The sequence below is a fragment of the Paenibacillus sp. FSL H8-0548 genome, assembly GCF_038630985.1.
Lineage (GTDB): Bacteria > Bacillota > Bacilli > Paenibacillales > Paenibacillaceae > Pristimantibacillus.
In genome coordinates this window covers 5114456-5130638 of the sequence record NZ_CP152049.1, presented here as the reverse complement: position 1 = coordinate 5130638, position 16183 = coordinate 5114456, and the positions used below count along the sequence as shown (strand labels likewise).

Sequence of the window (16183 nt, the reverse complement as noted above, 5' to 3'; positions counted from 1 at the left end):
GCAGCCGACTTTGGCATGATGCCAAGCGATTGCAGTAGAGCGGAGCAGGCGGCTATAGCCATTCCTTCTTGCGGAATATAAAAAACATGCTTATGCCGAGAATCATCATAATGCCAAGTAAAATGTAAGAGCCCATCTTGAGGTGAAGGCCAGGAATAAAGTCGAAGTTCATTCCGTATATCCCTGTTATAAAGGTGAGCGGCATGAAAATCGTCGTAATCGCAGTAAACACGCGCATAATTTCATTGGCGCGGTTGGAGACACTGGACTGATAAGCCTCCCGCAAGTTTCCCATAAGGTCGCGGTAGGTGTCGAAGGATTCGGCGATCTTCAGCGCATTTTCATAAATATCGCTAAAATATTTTTGCAGCTGATCGTCAATGAGCTTCAAATCTTTTTTGTTTAGCGTTGCAATGACATCGCGCTGCGGGCCAAGCACCTTCTTCAGCCATAAAATTTCGCCGCGCAAACCGATGATTTCGTTCAAATGCGATTTTTTTGTATGCATCAAAATATCTTCTTCCAGCGCTTCGATGCGAGTATCAATTCGATCGCCAACAAGAAAATAATTGTCCACGACAATATCAACAAGGTGATACAGAAAATAATCGGGTCTGCTGACTTCCTGCTCCCATAGCAGGGGCTTCAAGGAACGTAGCTCGTTAATTTTTTGTTTAGTAACCGTTATAATAAAGTGGCGTCCGAGAAAAATGTTCAGCGCCCTTAGGAAAATTTCCTCATCATCGAAACGAATGCTGTTAATAACGATAAAATAATGACTTTCGTAAATTTCAATTTTTGGACGCTGCTCTTCTTCACTGAGACAATCCTCAACAGCCAAATCATGCATGCTGAACAGCGGCTGCAATACAGCTAGGTCTTCTACATCAGCATCAATCCAGTAAAAGCCTTCTTTCGCTGGAATAAGTGTTTCATTAATATCTTCAATTGTCGTAAAAATACCATTGCTAACGAGGCGTATTTTCATCCGGAGTCACTCCTTAAATTCTGTTAGAGGAAACTGCCGGCTGAAATGGACTTGGCCGGCAGTAACCGTATTCGACTGATTTCGGGCTTAGGTCTGTCGCCTTCCATGTCCGTTTGCACCCCTTATTCGCAAATTTTGTCATCCTAATTCTTGTCTAGTATACTCCCGCATCGGCTTTACATTCAAGCATGAAAACTGTACTTTATCTGCTATTCTTCACAATATGCAAATGAACTCCTTGACGCGATTGTCAGAATGCATTAAAGTTGAAAGAAATGTAACCGCGGAAAATTGAATAGACTACTTTCTTATCAAGAGCAGGCGGAGGGACTAGCCCGATGAAGCCCGGCAACCGGCGTACAATACGTACGGTGCTAATTCTTGCGGAAACATTTATGTTTCTGAGAGATGAGAGAGGCGGATGGCTTATTTATTGAGCATACGACCTTTTCTCACAGCAGAAAGGGTCTTTTTCATGTTCAAGCGGTCATACTGCCTAAAGAGGAGTGAAGATAATGCCAATTAAAGTACCCGACAACCTGCCGGCTAAAGAAATCTTAAACAATGAGAATATTTTCGTCATGGACGAGAGCGTCGCTTATCAACAGGATATTAGACCGCTTCGCATTGCCATTCTTAACTTAATGCCGACGAAGGAAACAACAGAGACACAGTTATTAAGACTGATCGGGAATACGCCGCTTCAGGTTGAAGTCGTGCTGCTGCACCCAAGAACACATACGTCCAAAAATACATCAGCCGATCATCTGGAATCCTTTTACAAAACGTTCGATGAAATTTCGCATGAGTATTATGATGGGCTGATCATTACCGGCGCGCCAGTTGAGCATATGCCTTTTGATGAAGTGAATTACTGGGAAGAGCTCAAAGAAATTATGGACTGGAGCGCTAGGCGTGTAACTTCTACGTTCCATATCTGTTGGGCGGCCCAAGCGGGTTTATACCATCATTTCAATATACCTAAATATAATTTAGATGAAAAAATGTTCGGCGTTTACCCTCATACAATCGAAAAACGCAATGTGAACCTGCTACGCGGCTTCGATGAAATGTTTTTTGTACCGCAGTCTCGTCATACTGAGGTGCGCCGCGAGGATATTGAGCAGATTGAAGAGTTGGATATTTTGTCAGAGTCAGCTGACTCTGGCGTATATATCGTTGCGTCAAAGGACGGCAAGCAAATTTATGTTACCGGCCATTCAGAATATGATCCAACCTCGCTTAAGTATGAGTATGACCGAGATAAAGCCAAAGGGATGAGCATAGATGTTCCGAAAAATTATTTCCCGGGAGATAATCCGGAAGGCGTGCCGGTATCCAGCTGGCGTGCACATGCAAACCTTTTGTTCTCGAACTGGCTTAACTACTACGTGTATCAACAGACACCTTATGATCTAGGTTCAGGCATTTAACATTTTGATGAGGGAGTGTATTTTTACGATGAAAATTGAAAGTCAGCTAGCTCAGATAGGATCTATAAAAGAACCTGTTACCGGCGCAGTGAGCTTCCCGGTGTACCAATCTACCGCATTCCGTCATCCTAAGCTCGGCCAAAGCACAGGATTTGATTACGCTCGTACCAAAAGCCCGACAAGAGCAGTGCTCGAGGAAGCGGCAGCACAACTAGAGTCTGGCGATGCAGCGTTTGCGTGCAGCTCTGGCATGGCTGCTTTGCAAACGATATTTGCCTTATTCAGCCAAGGCGATCATTTGATCGTATCACTTGACTTATACGGTGGCACATACCGGCTGCTGGAGCGGATCATGTCCAGATTTGGCGTAACAGCGTCTTACGTGGATACGAACGATATCGATGCGATGTCAACATTATATACGCCTAACACGAAGGCCGTACTTATTGAAACGCCGACAAACCCGCTGATGATGATTACAGACATCGAGCGTGTAGCTGCTTGGGCAAAGTCCAAAGGCTTGCTTACCATCGTTGACAATACGCTTTTAACGCCATTCTTCCAACGGCCAATTGAGCTGGGTGCAGATATAATCATTCACAGCGCGACCAAATATTTGGGCGGCCACAATGATGTGCTGGCTGGTCTGATTGTAACCAAGGGCAAGGAGCTTTCCGATGAAATGGCATTTCTGCACAACTCTATCGGAGCGGTGCTCGGCCCGCAGGATTCATGGCTTCTCATGAGAGGCATGAAGACGCTGGCGCTGCGCATGGAACGCCATCAATATAACGCGACTACTATCGCCAACTATTTGCTTGGGCACTCGGCAGTCGAGGATGTATATTATCCAGCGCTGCCGCACCATCCAGGACATGAGGTGCAGAACAAGCAATCCTCTGGAAATACTGGTATTTTCTCCTTCCGACTAAAGGACTCGCGTTATGTGGAGCCGATTCTGCGTCATATTAAATTAATTGCTTTTGCAGAGAGCTTGGGCGGCGTAGAATCGTTAATGACATATCCTGCTGTTCAGACGCACGCGGATATTCCACTGGAAATCCGTCAAGCGATCGGCGTTGATGATCGGCTGCTTCGCTTCTCTGTTGGCATTGAGCATGCGGATGACTTGATTGCAGATCTAGAGCAAGCGCTGACAGCAGCAAGAGAAGAGATTGGGGAGGTATTGTAAATGAGCCACGATAAAGAGAAATCACCCCAGGATCGCCGATTTGCAACTAAGCTAATTCATTTTGGTTCTGAAATAGATGAGCATACAGGCGCTTCCAGCGTACCGATTTATCAAGCTTCAACGTTCCATCACCATGATATTTTCAACCCTCCTCAGTACGATTACAGTCGCTCGGGCAATCCTACCCGTCAAGCGCTTGAGGATTATATTGCTTTGCTTGAGGGTGGAAACCGCGGTTTTGCATTCGCCTCTGGCATGGCCGCGATATCGACTACTTTTCTACTGCTCTCCGCTGGTGAGCATGTTATCGTAACCGAGGATGTGTACGGCGGTACGTATCGCTTGCTTACTTCGATTCTTGATCGACTTGGCATTGAAACAACGTTTGTAGATATGACTGATTTTGAGGCGATTAAAGCCGCGCTTAAACCGAATACAAAAGCTGTATTCATGGAGACGCCGTCCAATCCAACACTTAAAATAACAGACATTGCACAAACGACAGCATGGGCGAAGGAGCATGGACTGCTCACGATGCTTGATAATACGTTTATGACACCGTATCACCAGCGTCCGATAGAGCATGGCGTTGATATCGTGCTGCACAGCGCGACGAAGTTTCTAGGCGGACATAGCGATGTGCTTGCAGGGCTTGCGGTTACCGCAGACGAGAGTCTGGGCAAACGCTTGAAGCAGCTTCAGAACGGAATGGGGACGGTTCTGAGTGCGCAGGAGTCATGGCTGTTAATGCGCGGTATGAAGACGCTGAAAACTCGTATGGAGCAAAGCGAGCACAGTGCCCGGAGATTGGCGGAGTGGCTCTCAGAGCACAAGGAAGTAGAAGCGGTCTTTTATCCAGGCCTCGCGAATCATCCAGGCAGAGAGATTCATGAGAAGCAATCACTTGGGTACGGTGCGGTCGTATCGTTTGATGTAGGCAGCGGAGAACGTGCCAAGGCGCTGCTTAGCAAAGTGAAAATTCCGTTGGTCGCTGTAAGCTTAGGGGCGGTGGAGAGCATTCTCTCCTATCCGGCAATGATGTCCCATGCAGCTATGCCAAGAGAAGTTCGCCACGCTCGCGGCATTACGGACGGACTTGTTCGCTACTCGGTAGGACTTGAGGATATCGAAGATCTGCTTGAGGATTTGGATAACGCGCTTCGTTCATAAAAGCGACAAAATTAAAGAAAAGCACGGCATGTCTATAAGGCACGTCGTGTTTTTGCTTATTTTAGACCGATAGGGCAGCATACGGCAAGTGACTTGTAGTAGACATATATGTTAGGATAAAAAGAAGAGTGAATACCTAGAATGAACTAAGGAGGTCTTGCGGAATGGGAACGTTAGACCATATTTTGGATAAAGCATTGCGCGGCGAGCGAGTCTCGCTCGAAGAGGGCATGGAGCTGTTAGCGTCGGATCAAATAGAGAAAATGGGACATGTGGCTAATCAGATTATGCTGAGACACCATCCTGACCCTATCACGACCTTTGTTGTAGGCCGTAATGTAAACTATACGAACGTATGCGATGTTTATTGCCGTTTCTGCGCGTTTTATCGCGCACCAGGCTCTAAAGAAGGTTATGTTCTTCCGGATGAGACGATATTAGCAAAAATTCAAGAAACGATTGACGTTGGAGGCACCGAGATTTTGATGCAAGGCGGTACAAATCCGAATTTGTCGTTTACGTATTATTTGGATCTGCTTCGCAAAATCAAACAGCATTTTCCAAACATTACGATGCATTCCTTCTCGCCAGCTGAAATTCAGAAGATGAAGGTTGTATCCGAAGGTTTGTCATTGGATGAGGTCATTAGGCAGCTGCATGAAGCAGGGCTGGATTCATTGCCTGGCGGCGGCGCCGAAATTTTGGATGACCGGACTAGGCGTAAGATCAGCCGTATGAAGGGCTCGTGGACGGATTGGATGGATGTGATGAAGTCTGCTCACCGTCATGGCATGAATACGACTGCGACTATGGTGTATGGACTTGGCGAAACCGTCGAAGAGCGTGCATTACATATGCTGCGCATTCGTGACGCTCAAGATGAATGCATCGCTAACCAATATGATTCAACAGGCTTCTTGGCTTTCATTTCGTGGCCTTTCCAGCCGGATAATACGAATCTTAAGCTTGAGAAGGCGAAGCCTGAGGAGTATTTGCGAATCGTTGCAGCTAGCCGTATTATGCTTGATAATATACCGAACTTCCAATCGTCTTGGGTAACGATGGGGCCAGAAATGGGTAAGCTGTCGCTCTCTTATGGCTGCAATGACTTCGGAAGCACGATGATTGAGGAGAACGTAGTATCAGCCGCGGGCACCACGCACAAAGTAAATATCGAACTCATCCTTCAGCTCATTCGCGAATGCGGCAAAATTCCTGCGCAGCGCGATACAAAATATAATATTTTGAAAATATACAATGAGTTAGACAAAGCTGAGCTTGATTTTGTTATGCAGAATTAAGCTGGTTGCTATGACTTAAATGTTAAATAAAAAGCAGCGTTTGTTGATCGTTCCCCTTTAAACAGGCAGGAACAATTGACAAACGCTTTTTTATTGCTTGCTCCCTTACATTCCAAAGTCTTCATCGTATATCCCTGTGCGCAGCACCATATACTGATAAGGAAAGAAAGGGGTGAGCTAATGGAGCTATATACAGTTTCGTTGCCTGCAAGCTTGCATGCGTCAGTTGATCAATTGACAAAGCTGCTGACCGAACAAGCGATTGTTGATTTACATATTGACTCAAATGCTGCTCAGTCAGCCATTGTCGAGTTTATACAAATATCGGAGCACGATATAAGGTGTCAGGCCAGATTTCCACAGTTTCAGCTGAAGGTTCATGGTCCAGCTGTCTATAAAGCCGCTTCATTGGCTATTGCCGAGTTTGTAGTGAGCGAGCTGGAGCCAGCGATGCTGGCGTCAATTATACGCAGAAAGTATCGAAACCATATGCCTAGCGAAGCCGCTGCTATCGAGCGCTACTGCCATGATTTGCTGCATGGGAAGGAGTGGGATGGCTTAGGTGCAAAGTTTCATGAAGCTGATCGTTTGAGACGCAAAAACAAGGTTGCTTCAGAGGTTGAGCTGTTTTTGCAGGAGCACACGCAGATTAATATTAAAGGCTTTACTAGCTTTAGGCTAGAGCCCTATCGAAAGGAATTAGCTGAGGTTGTTGAGTATGCATTAGATGAATATGTGCTTGATAAACAATATCAGGAGTTTATTTCCCTGTTAAAATATTTTGTTTTTCTTCAGGATACGAAGCTGTCGATGGTTCATCTGCTGCATAAAGGCGCGTATGACTTTATGCTGTATGATGAAAGCTTTAAACAGCTTGACCCTAATCCGCCAACAGACCGCATAGTAGCGGAAATGCTTGAAACGGAAATGAATATCGAGGATATGGTTATCAGCTCCTTGATTGCGGTTTCTCCAAAGCATATAACGATTCATACAAGGCAGCCCGATATGCAAGTCATACGGACGATTGAGACGATATTTGATCAACGGGTAACCGTATGTGTACAGTGCGCAGCCTGCAACAGCAGCTTGGATGAGCTTGTTCAGCCTTGACCAAATAATGAAGTCAGGCTATAATTACAAGCATATGAAATCTAATCGGCAATGATAAAGATATGTGTCTGCTTATGATGTTTGGCCCAGAGAGAGGAAACTTGGCTGTAATTTCCTTCCACAATGTCCGCAGATATACCCCTTTGAAGCTGTATGGCCCAACCTGTAGTGTTCTCTTCTTTGAGCAGAGCTGCAGCAGTATGCCGTACCGGAAATCTCCGTTAACAGATAATACGAGGACTGCCAGGCTGTTGCAAACATGCTGAAGCAGTTGAAGTAGGGTGGAACCACGAGCACACAAGCACTCGTCCCTTTTTAGGGATGCGTGCTTTTTTTGTGTTCTTTTTTGCTTGGAATCATGTATATAAGCGATTGGCTTAGAAACAAAATGGAGGATGGGTAAAAATGTCGATTCAAATTACTTTGCCAGATGGCGCCGTTAGAGAATATGCCGCAGGCACAACAATTGAAGAAGTAGCAGGCTCGATCAGCACTGGACTTCGTAAAAATGCGATCGCCGGAAAAATTGACGGGAAGGTCGTTGATGTTTATACGCCGATCGACGCAAATGCAGCGATCGAAATCGTTACCGTTGAGTCGGCAGACGGGCTTGAAGTGTATCGACATAGTACGGCTCACTTGCTGGCGCAAGCCATCAAGCGCATATATGGCAACTCTAATGTTAAGCTGGGCATCGGCCCAGTCATTGAGGACGGCTTTTATTATGATATCGATATGGAGCAATCGTTGACGCCTGAGGATCTTGTAAAGATCGAGAAGGAAATGGACAAAATCGTTCAGCAAAATCTCGATATTCGTCGTAGAGTCGTGAGCAGAAACGAGGCTTTGGCTATCTTCACAGAGCTGGATGATACTTTAAAGCTGGAGCTGATTCGTGACCTTCCAGAGGATTCCGTGATTACAATGTACGATCAAGGCGAGTTTTTTGATCTTTGTCGCGGACCGCATTTGCCGTCTACTGGCCGAATCAAAGCATTTAAGCTGCTTAGCGTGGCAGGTGCTTACTGGCGCGGGGATTCCAAAAACAAAATGCTGCAGCGTATTTATGGAACAGCATTTCCAAAAAAAGCACAGCTTGATGAGCATCTCCACTTCCTAGAAGAAGCGAAGAAGCGCGATCACCGGAAGCTGGGCCGTGAGCTGAAAATGTTCACCTTCTCTCGTGAGGTTGGACAAGGCTTGCCGCTATGGCTGCCAAATGGCGCTAAGGTTCGCAGAACGATGGAGCGCTATATCGTTGATCTTGAAGAAAGACTTGGCTATGATCATGTCTATACACCTGTACTTGCCAATGTTGAGCTATACAAAACGTCTGGTCACTGGGAACATTACAGCGAGGATATGTTCCCGAAAATGATTATGGACAACGAAGAGCTTGTACTTCGTCCAATGAACTGTCCGCATCATATGATGGTGTTCAAAAGCGATATGCGCAGCTATCGCGATCTGCCGGTACGGATTGCTGAGCTTGGTACGATGCACCGCTACGAAATGTCAGGCGCATTGACAGGCCTGCATCGTGTACGCGCAATGACGCTGAATGACGCACATATTTTTTGCCGTCCGGATCAAATTAAAGAAGAATTTGCTCGTGTCGTTAACTTGATTCGCAAGGTGTATGAGGATTTTGGCATCAAGGAATATCGTTTCCGCTTATCGTATCGTGATCCTAAGGATACAGAAAAATATTTCCAAAACGATGAAATGTGGGAAATGTCGCAGCGCATGCTGCGCGAGGTTGTAGAGGAGCTTGAGCTTCCATTCTTCGAAGCAGAGGGCGAGGCAGCATTCTATGGCCCTAAGCTGGACGTTCAAATTAAAACAGCACTAGGCAAAGAAGAAACACTGTCGACTGCACAGCTTGATTTCTTGCTTCCAGAGCGCTTTGAGCTTGAATACGTTGGCGAGGATGGCAAGAAGCATCGTCCGGTCGTTATTCACCGTGGAATTATTAGTACGATGGAGCGAATGACAGCATTCTTGCTTGAGAATTTTGCTGGCGCTCTTCCGCTCTGGCTGTCTCCCGTTCAAGCGAAAGTTATTCCGGTATCGACGGCGTACGAGGGTTATGCCCGCCAAGTTGCTGAGCAGCTTCAGCTGGGCGGTATTCGTGTGGAGAGCGATTTGCGGAATGAGAAGCTAGGCTACAAAATTCGCGAGGCACAGCTGGAGAAGGCGCCTTATATGCTCGTGGTAGGCGAGAATGAAATGCAAGCAGAGGCAGTATCCGTGCGTAAACGCGGTGAGGGTGATCTAGGCGCGATGCCGGTCACAGAGCTAATTGCTCTGCTGCAAAAGCAAATTGCCGATAAAGAACAATAATAGAAACGCATAAAGCTTGTGCCATTGGGGCATTATTCTTCTGAGGAGGAAGTACCCGATGGTCACAAGCTTTTTTGATATGAAAAAAGGATTGGTCGCTTTATTGCTTTTGAGTTTCAGCATGATAGGTATAAATACAATAAGCTGCTCAGCGTCAAATGAGGGGGCTGCCCCGCAGCATAACGAGCTAGCTGGCAAGCGCGATGATGATTTGGAAGCAGCCGCCCGTATATCGAAGCAGGGCAGGCTGGATACGGTCGAAGTCATCGCTACCGGTTATACAGCAGGTGTAGAATCAACAGGGAAACGGCCTGGTCATCCGCAATATGGCATTACGTATTCAGGTGTCAAGGTTCGTAGAGATCAGGTTTCGACGATTGCAGCAGATCCGAGGCTATTTCCGATAGGCACTTTGCTGTATATCCCTGGATACGGATATGGAGTTGTGGCAGATACAGGTTCGGCGATAAAGGGTAAAAAGATCGATTTGTATTTTGAAACGATTAAGCAGGTATATGAGCAATGGGGCAAGCGAACCGTTCATGTAGAGGTGCTGCGCATAGGCACTGGAAAGCTATCGCAGGCTTGGCTGAACCAAATTAATCAGGCTGTAGAAGCTGGAAAACCGATTCCACAGACGTATCTGGAATCATAAATTGCCCGTATATTAATCAATGATATTGCCATACTATCAATGAAACGGGAGGTGAGTACACAATGGCTAAAAACAAAAATAATAAAGCACAAAATAATCAATACAATGCAGAATTCTCTCAGGAACTAAATCAAAACAATGCAGCTGGCAAACAAGCAGCAAACAATGCTCAACAAAAAGCAGAAAAGTAAATTCTTTTTGGCGTGTCATAACAAGGAATGAGGGAGGAGCCTATACGGCTCCTCTTTTTTTTGCTGCAACCGCGACCCTTAGGAATGTTCTACTCGCACAGCGCCCAAAACGTAAATCTGTTGTTCAACGGAGCTAGTGGGTTACTTTAGCTTTCTTTCTCTGGTTTTTAGATTGGTCGTGCTAGCTCGACGGGGTCAGCGCTATAGGAAGAGGCTGCGTTGCAGTTTGTACACCGTAATCGACGTTACTCGCCTAACTAGGGTACGTACACTGTAGTTTGTGCAATAGATGGCCTATTCTAGGGTGATATTCGTTGATTTGGCGCTCATTCTAGTGCAAAAGTACAATGTAGCGGTCTGAAACAGCTCTCATGTGGGGTTTTCATTGTAGAAAGTGCAGTGTAGGTGCTTCTCCTTAATCGAGCGGAGACTTTATTGCAGGCAATAGCGAATTTCGGGTCGTACGCAGCTAGAAATTTCTAGTTCATCTTTTATAGAAGATAAGTTGAATTGGATAAATTGTACAGCTGCTCGGTCTAGAGACCGATTGTAATTTCAACCGGACGTCCCTTTTTCTATTCGCTGCAGTCCGTTATACTGAAAATATCAAACAACGATGGAATCGTAAGGAGCTGGTGCCGTTTGAACGGTAATTTTGCAAACCGAGTATTTACTGGATTGGTTATCATTGCAATTGGCCTTTTATTTCTGCTTAGGCAAACAGGTCATGTGACTTTTGATATTGGCAATCTCATTTCTACCTATTGGCCCGTCATCCTCATTTTTTGGGGGGTAAGCGGCTTGCTGTCCCAGCGTTCGAATGGCTCAGGCTGGTGGGGAGCGGTCGTTCTGCTTGTCGGATGTATATTCCTAGGCCGCAATCTAGAGCTGTTCGATTGGTCGGTCGGTGACATTGTTCCTTACATTTGGCCGGTTGTCGTTATTCTCATAGGAATTAATTTAATATGGAAGCCTAAATCGAAGCGCAACGAGCCTCCGAAGGATGACTGGAAGTCGTACCGTCCTTTTTCTGAGGACACCGCTGTCCCACCCGCACCGCCGCTGCATCCTGATCCTACTAAGGAGTCTTTCACCATGAAGGGGCAAGAGCAGAAGCAAGAAGACAAGGGAGAGGATGGATTCGGGGGCTTTCCTACTAACAAGAAAGAATTTAAGGAATGGAAAAAAGAGCATAAGTTTGAATATAAGAAAAACGCCCAGGAGTGGAAGAAACAGAATCATGAGCATGTGGAGTGGTGGAATCATAGCGATCCGAATGTGCAGACACGGTCTGGTTTTATAGGCGATATTCACATCGGTCAAGATTATTGGGATTTGAAGCCGCTTAACATTTCTCATTTTATTGGCGATACGGTGCTGGATTTAACTAAGGCGCAGGTATCCGCAGGTGAAACAATAATTAACGTTTCTTCCTTTATCGGCGATGTGAAGGTTTTTGTTCCTAATGACTATGAGGTAGGTGTGCAGGTCGTTTCCAGTGCATTTATCGGCGATGTGAAAATTCTAGGCCAGAAGGAAGGCGGATTGTTTACGAATATCAATATCCAATCGCCATCCTACCAAGAATCGGACAAGAAAATAAAGCTGGTTGTCAGTACGTTTATCGGTGACGTTCGTGTTACAAAGGTAGGGTGATCTGACATGATGGTGCGGTTTTTGAGGAGCGGAAAATGGGAGCTCATCGGAATGTTCATGATATCCTCTGTCACGTCCTTATTGCTTGGAGCGCTCTTATGGAAAGGGCTTGTGGAGGAAACAGGTAAGACGGAGGTGCGCCTGCTGGCCGCCTCCGTCTTCCTTCTTGTGAGTGCAACGTTCGGTTACTGGGCTGCTCAGCGTATCGGGCGGCGAATTGACACGCTTCATTTATCTTTAAAGCAAGCGGCAAATGGTAATTTTGGCGTTCGGATTACGGAAGGCGGGCATAATTCCTTTATTGAAGTTTACCGAGAATTTAACGAGCTGGCAGAGCAAATGGAAGAGAAGATGAAATGGCTGCAAATGCGCGGCGAAGAATATGTGATGACGGAGTCTGCTTCAAATGAGGCGGCTGTGCTCGAGGAGCGGAAGCGGCTCGCGAGAGATTTGCATGATACCGTCAGTCAGCAGCTATTTGCTATTCATATGTGCGCCTCTTCACTTCCAAAGCTTCAGCAGATTGATCGTGAACGGGCTGATTCTGTACTAGAGCAGCTCGTCAATATGTCAAACCTGGCACAGAAGCAAATGAGAAATTTTATTGCGCAGCTGCGTCCAATGGAGCTTGAAGGACGAACTTTATATGAAGCGCTTGATAAATGGTTTCCTGATTATTGCCGTCAAAACAATTTGCAGGGCGAGCTGGAATGGCGAATGAAGGAGCTCCCTTCAGAGGCGATGGAGCATCAGTTTTTTCTTATTGCGCAGGAAGCGATGGCCAACATTGTGAAGCATGCAGGAGCGAGCGGTTGCACGCTGTCGCTCGCGGATAATGAAAGACAGGTTGTTATGGTATTGCAGGATGACGGAATTGGGTTTAAGCCAGATGAGGTGAGACGAGGCTCCTATGGACTTTCTACGATGCAGGAGCGTGCTCAGAAGCTGGGCGGTTCGGCTGAAATATGGAGTAAGCCTGGAAGCGGGACAAGAGTTAAAGTAACGATACCTAAAATGTTGCGGGGGAGTACGAACGATGAAGGAAGCTGAGTCCATAAAAATAATGATCGTTGATGATCATGATATGGTGAGAACGGGACTTCGAACGTATTTAATGCTGGAACCGAGATTTGAGGTTATTGCAGAAGCAAGCAACGGACAAGCGGCAATCGATTTGTTGAAAGGCAGTACAGATGAGAAGCGGCCTGATATTATTTTGATGGATTTGATGATGCCGGGGATGGATGGGATCGAGGCGACGAGAGAAATCATTGCTGGATTTCCAACGATGAAAATCGTTATGCTGACCAGCTTTCTCGAGGATGAGAAGGTATATGGAGCCATCGAAGCAGGAGCTGTCAGCTATGTGCTCAAAACCGTTTCAGCGGAGGAGCTCATTTATGCGATCAGCGGTGCATTTAAGGGCATGCCAGTAATGACCGCTGATGTATCTCAAGCGCTGACGAGAGGCTTAAGACAGCGTACAGCGAAAGCTGGCGACGAGGGATTAACGGAGCGAGAGAAGGAAGTGCTCCTGCTAATTGCCGATGGCCAGTCCAATAAAGAAATTGCAGAAGAACTTCATATTAGCATTAAGACGGTAAAAACCCATGTCAGCAATTTGTTGATGAAATGCGAGCTTGATGATCGTACACAGCTTGCCGTGCTTGCTCACCGCAAAGGTTGGGCTAATCGCACATAAAGGTTAATAAGGGCGGGTATACTACCTACTAGCAAAAAAAAGAATTAGCCCGAAGCTAGTGTAAAGGAGTAGCTGTCATGATACCGATCTCATCCGTGCTGGAGTCACGGGAGAAACATTTTTTGGAGACGAAGGAGCTGCTGGAATCGCAGCGGTTTACGTTAGGCGGAAACTGGGAATACGATGGAGGCTCCTTTGATCGCTCGCTTGATGAAGAGCATAAAGTATGGCTTCGTATTCCGTTTGGTGTCGTTGTAGGGCATATCGATATTGAAGATAAGGATACTGATGCTACGATCAAGCTCGGGACGCCTTATGTACTTAAGCATTTATACCGGGAAGGAAATGACCCTGAAGCGTCTGTGCGTGTCGTTGGCGCTCTATTCGATCAGTTTCAATCTCCTTCAGATCCTGATGCGAAGGTTGAGTCGCAATGGGTTGAGCAAGCTAAGCAAGTGATGAACGAGGTTGAGCAGCTATTTCCTGAATGATGTTTTATACGTATAGATTTTCGAGAAAAAAACGTATCCATATGCAATTGGATACGTTTTTTTATTTCTTTTTAAATTCCTTTTAAGTTTGTTTTAAGGTAGAATGTGCATGATAGAACTATATTAAATGAGCATGTGTCTAAACGAGAGCAGTTTAGAGGCATGATGGAATAAGATTCAAGGAGGAGAACGTACATGGATGATCAAAACAAAAAAAATGATTTTGATGATTTTTTTCGTAAAAATGAAGATGCGCAAGGTGCGGCTGATCAGAATGAAAGTGGAATAAATGCGGAGTCCGAGGTCTCGAACGAGACGCCGGAGCAAGCGGCTAAGCCATCTTATTACTATTCATATGGTCCTTTTAAAGCGAATTCTCAGGAGAATGGGGCATCTTCCCAAGCAGACAGTGAGGCTAACCAGCCGAAGCTGATTCAAGACCAGCCCTATGGAAATACAGGTGGCTCATCTTCCTCGTCGTCAGCGTTTGGTCTAGGTCAGGAGGTTCAGAAGGAAGCAATTGCCGAGCCTAGCAATGCCGCTCCAAGAGCCCCTCAGCAATCACAAATTCGTTCTTTCACGCCGTCTCCACAATCCGCCAAGGGGCCTTGGCAGGTGCGTGAGCAGCGACGCTCGTCATTTAGAGCCATGTTCCTCTCCTTTCTTGTTGGGGTATTGCTAGTTGGCTCCTTGATGTATGCAGCGGATATGAACAATTGGTTTACGAATGGCAATACTTTGACTACCAACACGCAATCTAGCGGCTCAGGCGCTGGTTCAACTTCAGCAGGCACTGCTGCCGGAAGTGGAGCAGCGACAGTCGCGGCAAGACCGGATAATATTGCACAATTGTTCGAGACCGCAAGTCCGGCAGTAGTGAAAATCGAAACCTATATCAATACGGCAAAACGAAGCAGCAGCAGCAGTATGCTGGACGATTCATTTTTTCGTCAATTTTTTGGCGATAATTACCCAGGCACCACTCAGCCGGAAGCAGGGCAGGGGGGCGAGAAGGACAGCATGCAGCAATCGGGCATTGGAACAGGTTTTTTCTTCGATTCAACGGGATATATATTAACTAATCAGCATGTAGTTGGCGATTCTGATCAAATTAAAGTCATTGTACAAGGCCATGAAACACCATTTACGGCTGAATTGCTTGGCTCCAGCTATGATTTGGACTTAGCAGTACTAAAGATTACTGGTGATGAAGCATTCCCGACACTGCCGCTTGGCAACTCCGATAATATTAATATTGGTGACTGGGTAGTAGCGATTGGCAATCCATATGGCTTCGACCACACGGTAACGGTAGGCGTTCTGAGCGCAAAGGAGCGTCCGATTGATATTCAGGATACACAAGGTGAGCGCAATTACGAACACTTGCTGCAGACGGATGCCTCCATCAATCCAGGTAATTCCGGCGGTCCGCTGATGAATATTAAAGGTGAGGTTGTCGGCATCAATACGGCTGTAAGCTCACAAGCACAAGGCATCGGCTTTGCAATCCCTACGAGTACAATTCAAGAAGTATTGGAAAGCTTGAAAAACGATAAAGAGATTCCGAAGCCTGCGGCACCTTACATCGGCGCTGAGCTGAGAGATGTAACTGCTGATATTGCCAAGCAGCTAGGGATGACGACGGTTGAAGGCTCTATTGTTCAAAATGTATACTATAATTCACCAGCTTATCTTGGCGGGCTGCAGCAATTCGATGTAATTACAGGTATTGATGGAAAAAAATATGATAATACAACAGCATTAATTGAAGCTATTAAAGCAAAAAGTGTAGGCGATAAAGTCCAATTAAACGTTCTTCGTAAAGGCACTGCCGTAAATGTCGACGTAGTCATTGGCGACAAAAATAACCCTACTCAGTAATAACGCTTAGACGATGTAGGAAAGGGTAGCAAAAAGCGCAGAGAGACAGCAGGCTCTGTGCTTTTTG

At 46.0% G+C, this 16183-nt stretch carries 14 protein-coding genes and 1 riboswitch; of the genes, 13 read left to right on the top strand and 1 reads right to left on the bottom strand.

The annotated features are described in order from the left end of the window. Positions 1 to 52: 52 nt before the first annotated feature. Positions 53 to 988 (bottom strand): magnesium/cobalt transporter CorA, encoded by a 936-nt coding sequence (gene corA / locus MHI37_RS22265; protein ID WP_076337241.1) that lies wholly within the window; start codon positions 986 to 988, stop codon positions 53 to 55. A gap of 305 nt (positions 989 to 1293) precedes the next feature. Further along, positions 1294 to 1403, top strand: a riboswitch (SAM riboswitch). Positions 1404 to 1503: 100 nt separating this feature from the next. Here corA and metA point away from each other — a divergent pair. From metA to MHI37_RS22200, 13 genes are all read left to right on the top strand, one after another. Next, positions 1504 to 2421, top strand: coding sequence for a homoserine O-succinyltransferase (gene metA / locus MHI37_RS22260; protein WP_076337240.1), 918 nt, complete (start codon positions 1504 to 1506; stop codon positions 2419 to 2421). Positions 2422 to 2449: 28 nt separating this feature from the next. Then, positions 2450 to 3613, top strand: coding sequence for an aminotransferase class I/II-fold pyridoxal phosphate-dependent enzyme (locus MHI37_RS22255; RefSeq protein WP_083676292.1), 1164 nt, complete (start codon positions 2450 to 2452; stop codon positions 3611 to 3613). Then, on the top strand, positions 3614 to 4783 hold the full coding sequence (locus MHI37_RS22250; protein WP_076337238.1) for an aminotransferase class I/II-fold pyridoxal phosphate-dependent enzyme: 1170 nt from the start codon (positions 3614 to 3616) through the stop codon (positions 4781 to 4783). Positions 4784 to 4947: 164 nt separating this feature from the next. Further along, the gene (mqnC, locus tag MHI37_RS22245) at positions 4948 to 6084 is read left to right on the top strand and encodes a cyclic dehypoxanthinyl futalosine synthase (protein ID WP_076337237.1); all 1137 of its coding nucleotides are present in this window, start codon (positions 4948 to 4950) and stop codon (positions 6082 to 6084) included. A 180-nt stretch (positions 6085 to 6264) separates the two neighbouring features. Next, entirely contained in the window at positions 6265 to 7197 is a 933-nt protein-coding gene (locus MHI37_RS22240) for a putative sporulation protein YtxC (RefSeq protein ID WP_076337236.1), read from the top strand. 405 nt (positions 7198 to 7602) lie between these two features. After that, positions 7603 to 9540: a threonine--tRNA ligase gene (thrS, locus tag MHI37_RS22235; protein ID WP_076337235.1), complete on the top strand. Its 1938-nt coding sequence runs from the start codon at positions 7603 to 7605 to the stop codon at positions 9538 to 9540. Positions 9541 to 9598: 58 nt separating this feature from the next. Then, positions 9599 to 10195: a 3D domain-containing protein gene (locus tag MHI37_RS22230; RefSeq protein ID WP_076337234.1), complete on the top strand. Its 597-nt coding sequence runs from the start codon at positions 9599 to 9601 to the stop codon at positions 10193 to 10195. Positions 10196 to 10257: 62 nt separating this feature from the next. Continuing rightward, the gene (locus MHI37_RS22225) at positions 10258 to 10386 is read left to right on the top strand and encodes a hypothetical protein (protein ID WP_256710541.1); all 129 of its coding nucleotides are present in this window, start codon (positions 10258 to 10260) and stop codon (positions 10384 to 10386) included. 642 nt (positions 10387 to 11028) lie between these two features. Then, positions 11029 to 12042 (top strand): cell wall-active antibiotics response protein LiaF, encoded by a 1014-nt coding sequence (gene liaF / locus MHI37_RS22220; RefSeq protein WP_076337233.1) that lies wholly within the window; start codon positions 11029 to 11031, stop codon positions 12040 to 12042. A gap of 6 nt (positions 12043 to 12048) precedes the next feature. After that, positions 12049 to 13092 (top strand): sensor histidine kinase, encoded by a 1044-nt coding sequence (locus tag MHI37_RS22215; protein WP_076337232.1) that lies wholly within the window; start codon positions 12049 to 12051, stop codon positions 13090 to 13092. Beyond that, positions 13079 to 13744 carry a response regulator transcription factor gene (locus tag MHI37_RS22210; protein ID WP_076337231.1) on the top strand — a complete coding sequence of 222 codons (666 nt, stop codon included), beginning with the start codon at positions 13079 to 13081 and terminating at the stop codon, positions 13742 to 13744. The genes MHI37_RS22215 and MHI37_RS22210 overlap by 14 nt, the downstream gene beginning before the upstream one ends. 77 nt (positions 13745 to 13821) lie before the next feature. Then, complete coding sequence (locus MHI37_RS22205) at positions 13822 to 14235, top strand: YugN family protein (protein ID WP_076337230.1); 414 nt, start codon at positions 13822 to 13824, stop codon at positions 14233 to 14235. 195 nt (positions 14236 to 14430) lie between these two features. Then, positions 14431 to 16116 (top strand): trypsin-like peptidase domain-containing protein, encoded by a 1686-nt coding sequence (locus MHI37_RS22200; protein ID WP_076337229.1) that lies wholly within the window; start codon positions 14431 to 14433, stop codon positions 16114 to 16116. Positions 16117 to 16183 lie beyond the last annotated feature (67 nt).

Coding starts and splice junctions, on each gene's coding strand:
- corA (WP_076337241.1), bottom strand. CDS start 988: ATGAAAATACGCCTCGTTAGCAATGGTATTTTTACGACAATTGAAGAT.
- metA (WP_076337240.1), top strand. CDS start 1,504: ATGCCAATTAAAGTACCCGACAACCTGCCGGCTAAAGAAATCTTAAAC.
- MHI37_RS22255 (WP_083676292.1), top strand. CDS start 2,450: ATGAAAATTGAAAGTCAGCTAGCTCAGATAGGATCTATAAAAGAACCT.
- MHI37_RS22250 (WP_076337238.1), top strand. CDS start 3,614: ATGAGCCACGATAAAGAGAAATCACCCCAGGATCGCCGATTTGCAACT.
- mqnC (WP_076337237.1), top strand. CDS start 4,948: ATGGGAACGTTAGACCATATTTTGGATAAAGCATTGCGCGGCGAGCGA.
- MHI37_RS22240 (WP_076337236.1), top strand. CDS start 6,265: ATGGAGCTATATACAGTTTCGTTGCCTGCAAGCTTGCATGCGTCAGTT.
- thrS (WP_076337235.1), top strand. CDS start 7,603: ATGTCGATTCAAATTACTTTGCCAGATGGCGCCGTTAGAGAATATGCC.
- MHI37_RS22230 (WP_076337234.1), top strand. CDS start 9,599: ATGGTCACAAGCTTTTTTGATATGAAAAAAGGATTGGTCGCTTTATTG.
- MHI37_RS22225 (WP_256710541.1), top strand. CDS start 10,258: ATGGCTAAAAACAAAAATAATAAAGCACAAAATAATCAATACAATGCA.
- MHI37_RS22215 (WP_076337232.1), top strand. CDS start 12,049: ATGATGGTGCGGTTTTTGAGGAGCGGAAAATGGGAGCTCATCGGAATG.
- MHI37_RS22210 (WP_076337231.1), top strand. CDS start 13,079: ATGAAGGAAGCTGAGTCCATAAAAATAATGATCGTTGATGATCATGAT.
- MHI37_RS22205 (WP_076337230.1), top strand. CDS start 13,822: ATGATACCGATCTCATCCGTGCTGGAGTCACGGGAGAAACATTTTTTG.
- MHI37_RS22200 (WP_076337229.1), top strand. CDS start 14,431: ATGGATGATCAAAACAAAAAAAATGATTTTGATGATTTTTTTCGTAAA.